Annotated in this window: 10 protein-coding genes; 7 read left to right on the top strand and 3 right to left on the bottom strand. The window is 66.5% G+C overall.

Annotated elements, in window-relative coordinates; genetic code table 11:
- The 3 genes from modA to modC form a co-directional block, all read left to right on the top strand.
- Window positions 1-453, top strand: a 453-nt coding sequence (modA, locus tag GSQ79_RS18840; protein ID WP_158810213.1) for a molybdate ABC transporter substrate-binding protein, incomplete at its 5' end; no start/stop codon positions are given.
- Window positions 454-463: 10 nt separating this feature from the next.
- Window positions 464-1,159 carry a molybdate ABC transporter permease subunit gene (gene modB / locus GSQ79_RS18835; RefSeq protein WP_158810212.1) on the top strand — a complete coding sequence of 232 codons (696 nt, stop codon included), beginning with the start codon at window positions 464-466 and terminating at the stop codon, window positions 1,157-1,159.
- A complete protein-coding gene (gene modC, locus GSQ79_RS18830) occupies window positions 1,156-2,241 on the top strand; it encodes a molybdenum ABC transporter ATP-binding protein (protein ID WP_158810211.1) in 1,086 nt (361 codons plus the stop codon). The genes modB and modC overlap by 4 nt, the downstream gene beginning before the upstream one ends.
- Window positions 2,242-2,901: 660 nt before the next feature.
- Here modC and GSQ79_RS18825 read toward each other — a convergent pair.
- Window positions 2,902-3,573: an HAD family hydrolase gene (locus GSQ79_RS18825; protein WP_158810210.1), complete on the bottom strand. Its 672-nt coding sequence runs from the start codon at window positions 3,571-3,573 to the stop codon at window positions 2,902-2,904.
- A 167-nt stretch (window positions 3,574-3,740) separates the two neighbouring features.
- Window positions 3,741-5,006: a hypothetical protein gene (locus GSQ79_RS18820; RefSeq protein ID WP_158810209.1), complete on the bottom strand. Its 1,266-nt coding sequence runs from the start codon at window positions 5,004-5,006 to the stop codon at window positions 3,741-3,743.
- Window positions 5,007-5,201: 195 nt separating this feature from the next.
- Between GSQ79_RS18820 and GSQ79_RS18815 the strand changes: the two genes are divergently transcribed.
- Entirely contained in the window at window positions 5,202-5,801 is a 600-nt protein-coding gene (locus tag GSQ79_RS18815) for a cysteine hydrolase family protein (RefSeq protein ID WP_158810208.1), read from the top strand.
- 6 nt (window positions 5,802-5,807) lie between these two features.
- On the opposite strand, the gene GSQ79_RS18810 is transcribed toward GSQ79_RS18815, so the two are convergent.
- Window positions 5,808-7,370, bottom strand: coding sequence for a HAMP domain-containing sensor histidine kinase (locus GSQ79_RS18810; RefSeq protein ID WP_158810207.1), 1,563 nt, complete (start codon window positions 7,368-7,370; stop codon window positions 5,808-5,810).
- Window positions 7,371-7,627: 257 nt separating this feature from the next.
- On the opposite strand from GSQ79_RS18810, the gene GSQ79_RS18805 reads away from it, so the two are divergent.
- The 3 genes from GSQ79_RS18805 to GSQ79_RS18795 all read left to right on the top strand — a co-directional run.
- Window positions 7,628-8,314, top strand: a complete 687-nt coding sequence (locus GSQ79_RS18805) for a uracil-DNA glycosylase family protein (RefSeq protein WP_158810206.1) — start codon at window positions 7,628-7,630, stop codon at window positions 8,312-8,314.
- A 31-nt stretch (window positions 8,315-8,345) separates the two neighbouring features.
- Entirely contained in the window at window positions 8,346-10,799 is a 2,454-nt protein-coding gene (locus tag GSQ79_RS18800) for a caspase family protein (RefSeq protein WP_158810205.1), read from the top strand.
- Between the two features lie 224 nt (window positions 10,800-11,023).
- On the top strand, window positions 11,024-11,571 hold a 548-nt coding region (locus GSQ79_RS18795), incomplete at its 3' end, for a Ppx/GppA phosphatase family protein (protein ID WP_368669954.1).

Genomic DNA, 11,571 nt, shown 5'->3' with positions numbered 1-11,571 from the left:
GATCTCGTGCTGATCGCGCCGCTCGACTCGACATCGACGCTCAGGCTCGTGAGCGGTGTCGACCTTGCCGGCGCCATCGGCGACGGCAAGCTCGCCGTCTGCACCATCGAATCCTGCCCCGCCGGCGTCTACGGCAAGCAGTCGCTGGAAAAGCTCGGCATCTGGGCGAGCGTCCAGCCCAAGCTGGCACAGGGCGACAATGTCCGCGCGGCGCTGCTGCTGGTATCGCGCGGCGAGGCCAAATTCGGCATCGTCTACGGGACCGATGCGAAGGCCGAGCCCAAGGTCAAGGTGATCGACACGTTTCCGGCCGCGACCCATGACCCGATCGTCTATCCCATCGCGCTGACCAAGGACTCGAAGAACCCCGACGCCGCGACCTTCGAGGCCTACATGCGCTCGATGGAATCCGTCAAAATTCTTAGCGGGCAGGGTTTTACCATCCTGAAGTAAGGCGGGCGACGTGGGAGATCTGTCGCCGGACGATTGGACCGCCATCGCCCTGTCTCTGCGCATCGCGGTGGTGGCGACGCTGGCGAGCCTGCCGTTCGGCGTGGCCGTCGCCTATGCGCTCGCGCGCTGGCGCTTTCCCGGCAAGGCGCTGCTCAATGGCCTGGTGCATCTGCCGCTGGTGCTGCCGCCGGTCGTCACTGGCTACGTCCTGCTCCTCTGGTTCGGCCGCCGCGGAGTTTTCGGGCCCGCGCTCGCCGATCTCGGCATCGTGCTGTCATTCCGCTGGACCGGCGCGGCGCTCGCCTGCGCCGTCATGGGGTTTCCTTTGATGGTGCGGGCGATGCGGCTGTCCTTCGAGTCGATCGACAGGCGGCTCGAGGCAGCCTCGGGAAGCCTCGGCGCAAGCCCGCTCTGGACCTTCGTCCTGATCAGCCTGCCGCTGGCGATCCCCGGCATCATCGTCGGGGCGATCCTCGCTTTCGCTCGCTCGCTCGGCGAGTTCGGCGCCACCATCACCTTCGTGTCCAACATTCCCGGCGAGACGCAAACCATCGCCGCGGCCATCTATACCGACACCCAGGCGCCGGGTGGCGATGCCGCAGCGCTGCGCCTGACGCTGGTCTCGATCGTCATTTCGCTCGGCGCGGTGATGGCGTCCGAATTCGTGCAGCGCCGCGTCGAAGCCCGTTTGGCCGCACACGGATGATCGACATCGATCTGCACCGCCGGCTTCCCACCTTCGCGCTGGATGTCGCGTTCCGCAACGATGCGGGCATCACCGCCCTGTTCGGGCGCTCCGGCTCGGGCAAGTCGATGACCATCGGGATGATCGCCGGTCTGGCGCGGCCCGACAGCGGCCATGTGCGCATCGGCGGCACGGTGCTGGTCGATACGACGGCCAAGACCTTCGTGCCGCTGCACAAGCGCCGCATCGGCCTGGTGTTCCAGGACGCGCACCTCTTCCCGCATTTGTCCGTGCGCAAAAACCTGGCGTTCGGCCAGAGTTTTGCGCCGAAGGCCGAACGCACTATCGGCCTCGATGCCGTGGTCGAGACCCTCGGCATCGCGCATCTGCTTGGCCGCCGCCCGGCAAAACTGTCGGGCGGCGAGCGCCAGCGGGTGGCGATCGGCCGGGCGCTGCTCGCCTGTCCGCGCCTTTTGCTGTTCGACGAGCCGTTCGCCGCGCTCGACCGGCAGCGCAAGCTAGAGGTGCTGCCGCTGATCGAGCGGCTGCGCGACGAGTTCAAGATCCCGATCATCTACGTCTCGCATGCGATGGAGGAAGTGGTGCGGCTCGCCACCCACGTCGTCGTGCTGGACGCCGGCAAGGTCTCCGCAGCCGGAACGCCCGAGGCGGTCTTTGCCGGGGCGAGCGTTTTGGGCGAGGACCGGCGCTTCGGACGCTCGACGGTGCTGTCGACGGTGGTGGGTGACCATGACGCGGCCTACGGCCTCACCGCGCTCCACCATCCGGCGGGCACGCTGTGGCTCGCCGGCATGGCGGGGCCACAAGGCGCCACTGCCCGCGTGCTGGTGCACGCCACCGATGTGACGCTGGCCGTCGGCGCGCCGGGGCAGCTCAGCACCCGCAGCACGCTCAGCGGCACGATCACCGCGCTCGACCCCGACGGCGCGCTGGCGGCCGTCGAGATCGCACTGAACGGCGGCGGCTGGCTCGTCGCGCTCGCCACCCGCCGGGCGCTGGACGATCTCGCGCTATCGGTCGGCAGCGCAGTGTCGGCCTTGGTGAAGACCGTGGCGCTGGACGAAGGCAGCGTCGGGCGATAGCGCTGCTATCGAGCGGTGCACGTCGGGCAAGGCCGCGTCGCCCTATGGCTGAAAAAGGACCGGAGACGAGCAGGATGAAGGCGAGCGCGAACAGGGTCGTAAAGAGGTAGCAAAGCAGAGGAAGTATCGCTCGATGTTGGCCGAGCCAGATCGCGCTCACTGCATTTGCGAGATTATGCGCCGTTGCCGGTTGATCTGTTGTTGGTGCGATCCCCTTAGGCGTTGTCGCCGATGTCGACCAACCCTCGATAAAAATCATATGGTGTTCGAAGTGGCGCAGCATATCCTGGCCCAACCAGACGAAATCGCGATTGCGCCGGTCCAAGCGTGAAAAAAGCAGAGCGACGATGACCGAGAAAAGGCTCAAGCCTTCCGCGACAAGGAAGAGTTTCTTGTCTACGGCGGTCACGATTGCCGTGGCGAGGATGCCGAAGATGATGATCATGAAGTTGAACGATTTCATTCGCTGCTCTGCATGATAGGCAAACCATTTCCAGGCATAGTCGAACCGAAGTTTTTCGACGTCCGACAGACTGCTTGATGACGCATGGGGCGTGGACTGCCCTTCCGAGGCGAGCGGCGCAATTTCGTCTGACATGACGAGCTCCAATGTAATATGTAGAATATTTCCAGCAGTATAATATATATTATATTGATTTTTTATGTCATTATGATAGACGATTTCATGTATTCCGGAATGTCGGTCAAGTCATCGACGGTTTCAAAGCGCTGGTCCGCTCGCTCGAGTCCCCAGCCATAGGTCACGCCCAAAAAGCGAAACCGCGCCTCTGCGGCTGCGGCACCATCGGATGGGAGATCGCCGACGTAAAAGCAATCTTCGGGCACAAGATCAAGCAGCCTTGCGCCTTCCTGCAGACACCAAGCTTTGGGGGGGTGATGGGAAAAACGATCAAGGGTGAATATACAGTCCGGATCGAAATGAGCGACGCTATCGCCCAGGATCGGAAGCACGTTTGCGCTCGTGTTCGATGTCACCAGACCGAGCGTCCACCCGTCGCGTCGCAAGGCGGCGAGGACGGTTTCGCACGCCCGAAAGAGGGCGGGCCGATAGCGTTCGGCAAAGTCATGCTCGTAGTCGCGGACGGCCCGGTCCAACAAGTTTTCGGGAATACCCACGGCTGCGAAGAAAAACCGCATCGGACTGATCTTGGCGCCGCGGTTCACCAGCCGTCGAAATTCGGCAACGGACGGGATGGCGATGCTCAGGCCGAATTCTTCGGCCTTGTCGCGGCATATCCGGAGATGCGCCGGAAGTGAATCGATCAGCACGCCATCGGCATCAAAAAAGATCGCGCCGCGCCTTCCGATCATCGTCGAGTCCTCCTGGCCGATGGTAGCATAAGGTGACGCCGGTCTCATTCCAAGCGCCGCCATCACCGGACCAGACGGCGCGGTGTCTCGGGCCCCGATGCAGCCGCCCGGTCGTCGCCGTGGGCGCATAGGCCGACGCGCACAAGCCGGCAGGCCTTCGGCGTGAGCTATTTCGATGGCCGGGGCTGAGCATCGAGACTGAAGATGCGGGTGATCAGCGTATCGAGCGCGCGAAAAAAGCCTTCCGCGCCATAGCCGGCGAGGAAGGCGATGCCGGACGCCGACACGGTGAACGCGCCGATGCTGCCGCCGGTCTGCGCGGCGACCGTCGTCGGATTGAGGAACAGCCCGACACAGACGCCGGCGACCATGCCGAGCGGCAGGCGGATGAGCGACAGGGCACGATCGCGCGGCGACAGAATACTGTCCGTCACCTTGTCCTGGATGCCGCGGACCAGCGCCGCCATCGTGCCGACGAGCCCGAACAGGATCGGCAGCAGGTAGTTCGACATCATCGCCAGCACGGTCGCAATCGACTGCGCGTCCTCCTGGCGGCCGACGCTCGCCTGCTTGCCGTCCGAACCGCACGGATCCGCGGGCAGCAGTTGATGCATCGGTAAAAGCCAGTCGTACAATTTGAAGAGCGGGGATTGGCTGTAGCGGCCGACATCGCTGATCGCGACACAGAACAGGGCATGCCGGTACGCGAACTCGTTGCACAGCTGATGCGTCGTCGAATCCGGCTCGCTGGCGGCGGACGGCGGCTTGTCGCTCGAACCCGGCCGGATGCGGCAGACCGCCGAGAGGTCATAGCTGGAGGCGACGTTCTTGATGCGATCCTTGTCGATCTGATCGTAAATCTTTGCCGCGCTGTCCGTGTCGGCGCGCTTGGCGTCGTCGAAGCGCGCCGCGAGCTGGACGCCATAGGTCACCTGCCACAGCAGGAACGCCGACAGGATGGTGATGACGAGGCCGGTCCAGGCCATGGCGTCCTTGACCCTACAAAAACTGGCGGCGCTGCGGTTCAACCCGGGAAAGGCGAGCTCCGCCGCGTGGAGCCGGTTCGTCTCGCCCTTGTGGTCCTCTTCGCTGAACATGATGGTGTAGGCGATGGTCAGGCCGCGCGCCGGGAAGGCCATGGAGTTCAGCGCATCCTTCAAGGTGAGCAGGAACGCGGCGTCGCTCCCCTTCTTGCCCGGCGGCGGCACCGGCGGGTAGCGCATGTCGGACACACGTTCGACGATGGCGCGCGAACTGAGGGTCTTGTCGGGATTTTCGGGATCGTTGATCTTGCCGTCGAGGTCGGACAGGTGCCGGTCCGGCCGCCCGGAAATGAAATCGAGCAGAAGATAGACCTCGTTGAGCTCCTGCTGAAAGATCAGCTCGTCGAAGCCGGTATGACCGTCTGCAATAAGCTCTGCAGTCCCTGACATTTCACACTCCCAGGCGACGGGTCATGCCGCTTCAGATTGCGTCGATGCTTCCGGGATCGCAAGGCGACCTAGGTCTCAGGCGTGGCGGCTCCGGCGCGTTCCGGATCGCGCATCATCCGTCTTTCGGCATTGTGCATTCCGGTCGGAGCGATCATCGGTCAGGATCGCGCCGTGCCCATTCCAAGAAAGGTTTCCATGTCCCCCAAAACCCTGCGTGACGTCTCCGGTCTCGGAACACAGCCGGCCGGCCTCAAAGGCTCGGCCCTGATCATGATCGATCTGCAGAACACCTATCGCGAAGGGGTGATGCAACTGACGGATGTCGAGCCGGCGATCGCGGAGGCGGCGCGGCTGTTGGGGCGGGCGCGGGACGCGGGCATTCCGATCGTCCACATTCAGCACGATGCCGGCGCCGGATCGCCCTATGACATCCGCGCGGCGATCGGCGCGATCAGCGACGAGGTGGCGCCGCGCGACGGCGAGGCGGTGATCGTGAAGAATTACCCCAACGCCTTCGTGCACACCGATCTCGAGTCCCGCCTGGCGGCGGCCGGCGTCAAGGACCTGATCCTCGCCGGCTTCATGACCCACATGTGCGTGAATTCCACCGCGCGCGGTGCCTTCAACCTCGGCTTTCACCCGACCATCGTCGCGGCGACGACGGCGACGCGCGATCTTCCCGGCGTCGACGGTGCGGTGTTGCCGGCGTCGGCGATCCAGGCGGCGAGCCTTGCCGCCGTGGCGGATCTGTTCGCCATCGTCGCGGCGCGGGAAAGCGATATTCCCGCGGGGTAGACCGGCTCAGGCCGCGGTTCGCAGCGGCGCACGCGCCTCCTTCGGCGGTCGCGCGCGCTCGCCCAGCTCGACCGTGAGCGGCGGCAGCGCATCCATCACGCGTTCGGGCGGGAACGTCACGGTGACCTCGGTGCCGACGCGCACCGTGGATTTCAGCGTAAACGTGCCGCCGTGAAGCTCGACGAGGCCCTTGACGATCGGCAGGCCGAGGCCGGTGCCTTCTTCCGCGGTCTTTTGCGCCAGACTGCCACGCCCGAAGGACGACATGACGATAGGGATCTCGTTTTCGGGGATGCCCTGGCCGGTATCCTTGATGGCGAAGAATTGGCCGCCATCGGCGGTCCAGCCGGTGGTGATGGCGACGGAGCCGCCCTGCGGCGTGAACTTGATCGCGTTCGACAGCAGGTTCAGCGCAACCTGGCGCACGGCGCGTTCATCGGCCCAGAGCCGCGGCAGCTCGCCCGCGCCGGTCTGTTGGATGATGATGTCCTTCTTGCGGGCGCGCAGGGTCATCAGGTGGCGGCATTCGTCGATAACGCCCTGCATGTCGACGGATTCTTCGCGGAGATCGTAGCGGCCGGCCTCGACGCGCGAGAGATCGAGGATCTCGTTGATGAGCATCAGCAGATGCTCGCCGCTCGAATGGATGTCGCCGGAATATTCCTTGTAGGCCGGCACGTCGTGCTTGCCGAACAGCTCCGCCTTCATCACTTCGGAAAAGCCGAGGATGGCGTTGAGCGGCGTGCGCAATTCGTGACTCATCGTGGCGAGAAAGCGCGACTTGGCGAGGTTGGATTCTTCCGCGCGCCGCCGGGCGAGATCGCTGTTGGTCTGGCTCTGCTCGAGTTCGGCGATGAGCTCGTCCTTTTCCGCCTGGAACGACAGCGTCTGGATCGCCGAGGCGTAGAGCTTGCGGGCCATGAAGGCGAAGTAGATCTGGGTGCCGAAGGCGAGTTCGGCGAGCAGCGCGTTGCTGTCGACGAAGCTGGTCGGCCGGAGCAGCGCGACGATGGCGACGGTCATCGGCATCAGGCCGCCGTAGACGGCCGCCGGGATCGACGCGGTGACCGTCGAGTTCATCGCGGCGACAAGGAGCAGGGCGATCAGCACGAAGGCCGCGACCTTCGGCTCGGCGAGATCGAAGGCGATGCAGATGATCAGCGCCCAGGCGATGCCCTGGATCGTTTCGACCGCAACGAACAGGCGTTCCCAGTAGGTGACGTGGACCTCGGCAGGCGGCTTCCGCAGGAACACGGACGCCATGGCGTAGCCGAAGCCGATCGCCGCGGCGTTCAGGACGATCCAGATCAGAATGGCCTTGGTCGAGCCCCACTGCAGCGCAACGGAGGAAATGGCGAGGCTGAGCGCGAGCAGGCCGGCGGCCGCGGCCTTGCGGCGCTCGGCGTAAAGGCGCAGCAGTTCGACGTCAAAAGTGCGGTGTCCGCTGCCGGAGGACGTGAGCTTTTCGCGAGCTTCACGCACCTTCATCGCCAGCCGGCGACGCTCTGCCGCAAGACGCGGGTCTCCGCCGCGTCCGCGTTCGATCATTTCAGCGGTGACTTCGGACATCCTCGCCTGGCCATCTTTTGCCGGAGCACCTATCCGCAAAGGATAAGAAGCTCGCTTCAAATCAATCTGTTGAAGCGCTCGCCTCGTCGCCAAAGGTTATCAACCCCGCCGAAAAATACGCCGGCGCTTCACGGCAGAGTGTCGCGCGGAAAGATTAATGACCGGCTGTCAAATCGATTTGAATTCTTGCGAAATCGATCGAACGGCCTATCTCGCGTTAGCCGTGTTCCGCGGCGGGAGGCTGGCCGATCACCACGTTGAAGCGGACGGACGCGGGCGAACTCGAGGGCCTGGTTTCGGCGATCCGCGGCTGCCGGCTTTGTCGCGACGCGCCGGTCTATCAACCGCCGCTGCCGCAGGAGCCCAACCCGATCCTGCGGATCGATCGTCGCGCGCGCCTTCTCATCGCCAGCCAGGCGCCGGGCATCCGCGCGCACAACAGCAGCCTCCCGTTCGACGATCCGTCGGGCGAGCGCCTGCGTGCCTGGATGGGGCTCGATCGCCCGCGCTTCTATGACGCCAGCAAGGTCCTGATCGGGCCGATGGGCTTCTGCTTTCCCGGCCATACCGCAGACAAAGGGGATTTGCCGCCGCGCCGCGAATGCGCCGCGCTCTGGCACGACCGGCTGTTCGCGGCGATGCCGCAGGTCGAGCTCATTCTGGCGATCGGTCGCTACGCGCAGCTCTACCACTTCCGCCGGCTTGGGCGGCCGCTGCCGCCGGCGCTGAAACTCGACGATCTCGTGCGGCGCTGGCCGGATTTTGCCGGCAGCGGACCGACGGTGATCGCCCTGCCGCATCCCTCCTGGCGCAACAGCGGGTGGATCAACCGCAACCCGTGGTTCGAGACCGACGTGCTGCCGGCGGTCCGCGAAGCCGTGGCCGCGGCGACGCGGGACGCTGTCGACACGCCCGTCCCGACCTCGGCCAAGGGGCGGTCATAGTGGCGGCGGTTTTCCCGGCTATGGTACCGTCATGATTCTTCGTCCGCTCGGTCTCGTCTGTCTGTGCGCCGCCCTCCTGCTCGGGGTTGTGACAGGCGTCCCGGAGGCCGCGCAGGCCGCCGAACACCGTCTCGGCCTCGTCATCGGCGAGGCAGCCTATGGCGCCGGGTCGCTCGCGACGCCCGCCAACGATGCCGGCCTGATCGCGCAGGCGCTGGCGGCCGACGGCTTCGAGGTCACCGGCTATGCCGACCTCGATCTGGCCGGCACGCGTCGGGCATTGAGCGACTTTCTCGGCAAGGCGCGCGAGGCCGGTCCGGACGCGGTCGCGGTCGTCTATCTCGCGGGCTACGGCGTGCAGTTCAGCGGCGACGATTTTCTCGTCCCGGTCGATGCGCGGATCCCGCGCGACGTCGACGTTCCCGCCGAGGCGGTTCGGCTGACCGATTTTTCGCGGGATCTTGCGGCGCTGCCGCTGAAGGCGCGGGTCCTCGTCTACGATCTGGCACGGCCGCATCCCTTCGCCAGGGGCGGGACGCCGCTCGCCAGCGGCCTGGCGATGGTCGGCCCGCTAGCGGGATCGCTCGTCGCCTTCAACACCGGCCCCGGCCTCGTCGCGCCGGCGGAGCAGGGCGACTACGGGCTCTACGCGCAGGCGCTGGCCGAGATGCTGCAGACCAAGGGGCTCGGCATCGACACAGTGGTGTCGCGTCTTCGCGCCCGGATCGTTGCGCTGTCCAACGGCGCTGCGGTGCCGTGGAACGAGGGCACGCTCGATGCGCCGCTCGTCCTGCTGCCGCCGGCGAGCGACGCGCCGTCCCTGCTCAGCCCGTTCCGCGCCCTGATGCCAGGGGGCGCTGCGGATGCCTATTGGACCGCGATTCAGCGCGATACGCTGCCGGCGTATGGCGAATTCGCAAAAGCCTATCCGCGCGACCCGCTGGGCGCGCGCATCGCCACGCTGCTCGCGGCGCGGCGCGAGGCGACGACCTGGGCGCAGACCCGGCGCGCCGCCATCGCGGCGGCGTACTGGACCTACATGCGGCGCTATCCGCGGGGGCCGCATTTTCCCGACGCCCGCCGCGGCCTCGCCGCGCTGCCTGCCGCACTCGAGCCGCCGCCCCGCTTCGATCTCTACGCCTACACCGATCTGCCGGCGCCGCTGCCGGACGACCTCGCGCTGATCAATCGGCCCTTCGTGCTGCTCGATGCGGATGACGACGCGCCGGTGCCGCCGCCGCCCGCGACCCTCGTGCCCGAGCGGCGAACAGCGTTCTACGACCTTTTGCCGCCGCTTCTTGCCGTCAGCAAAGGCACCCTGCCGCTGCCCGCACCGCGGGGCGCGGCCGGGCCCGGTCGCATCGTTCAGCCGGACTTCAGCGGGCCGGGCGGCCCCGTGGTTGCGACCGAAGGGACGGACAAGGCCGGTGACTCGACCGTCCGGCAGACCGGTGCGGACGGGCGGCTGATCTCGACCGCGATCCGGAGCGCCGCGCCGAACGGCGGCAGCATCGTCACGCAGACCGGTCCCGACAATGCGCTCGTGATGAAAACGGTCGCCGTGGTCGGCGCCAATGGCGGAGGAACCGTGACGCAGACGGGGCCGGACAAGCAGGTGATCGCGACCGTGACGACGCTCGTTGCGGCGGCGGGAAACCGGGTGACCACCGTCTCGGGCCCCGACGGCCTCCCGCGGTCGATCGTGACGACGACGGCCGCCGGCGTTCTGCTCAAGCCACGCGGGGCCGAGGTTCGCATCGCGGCCCCGGCGGCTTCGGCGCGGCCGGTCGTCCTGCACGCAGCGACAACGAGCAGCGCGGCGTCGGCACCGCCGCTGCTCGCGACGGGGCCCGGCGTCCAAAGCGTCGTAGCGCCGCCGCTCCCGATCGCGCCGCGTCCAATCGCGCCTGCTTCATCGGTTACGCAAGTTGCGCCTTCGCAAGCCGCGCCTGCGCCGCAACAGCCGGCGCCGCCCATCATCGCGCCACGGGATGTCGTCGCGCCGTCGGCACCGACCATTCCGACGATCGTGCCGACGATCGTCCCGGAGCTTGCTGTTCCGGCGATGACGCCGATGGCGATGCCGACGATCGTGGCGCCGGAGCCGTCTTCCTCCGCCACGGTCCCGGCAGCACCTGCGCCTGCGCTCAAAGCCCCGCAGCCGGACCTGCGATCCGCTCCAGGTCCTGCGCCGGAGCCGAAACGCGAACAGCCGGCCGTGAGCGAGCCCGTCCCGCCGCGAAAAGGACCGGAGCCTGCCGCCGCGGGCGCGACGCAACCGCCCGAAGCGCACCACGACAAACCGGCGACGGCTTTGTCGCAACCGACGCCGCCGCAGCGACCGAAGGCAGCGCCGGCCAAGGTCGCTCCGCCGAAGGTGGCAAAGCCTGCCAAGGCATCGTCAAAGGCGGCGCACGGCGGCGGCAAACCAGCGCCTAAGAAGGCGCCGGCGCCTCAACGTGCACCCGGCAAGCACCGCGGATAGGAGCCACGCGGCCTGACGGCGGTGCTTTTGGCACGAAAAGCACAGTGGTCCCTTTTGTGCTTGGACAAGGTTCGGCGCGCAGACTACATTTTGATTACGGGTCGTCTGCGATCCTTGGCGCAACGGGCAACCTGGGAGAGAGATTCATGGATCGGGCTGGCTTTTCCGCCATGCATGCCGGTTCGGCCTCTCTCGCGGGCAGCGATACGGCCGAGCTTCCGCACATGCCGCTCGGCGCGATCCGCTGCGACGCATCCGCTCACGCGCGCAAAAGCCCGGTCTATGCGGCGCTCGATCTCGGCACCAACAACTGCCGGCTGCTGATCGCCCGGCAACCGCCGCCCGGCGTCGATGCCAACGGCTTTCGCATCGTCGATAGTTTTTGCCGCATCGTTCGCCTCGGCGAAGGCGTGGCGCAGACCGGGCGTCTCAGCGAGGCCGCGATGGCGCGGACCCTTGCGGCGCTAAAAATCTGTGCGGAAAAGATGCAGGCGCGGCACGTCACCCGCGCCCGCCTCATTGCCACGGAAGCCTGCCGTGCGGCGGAAAACAGCGAAGCGTTCCTGGAACGGGTGCGCGAGACCACCGGCATCGCGCTCGAAATCGTCGATCGCGAGACGGAAGCCTTTCTCGCCACCGCCGGCTGTTCGGCGCTGGCCGATGACGATGCCAAGGGCATCGTTCTTTTCGACATCGGCGGCGGTTCGTCGGAAATCGTCTGGCTGAGCCGCAACTCCGCCGTGCCCGGCCAGAGCCACCGCTGCCAGGATAT

It is taken from the genome of Beijerinckia sp. L45, from assembly GCF_009765775.1.
Classification (GTDB): Bacteria; Pseudomonadota; Alphaproteobacteria; order Rhizobiales; family Beijerinckiaceae; genus RH-AL1.
This window is presented reverse-complemented; position numbering and strand designations above follow the sequence as displayed.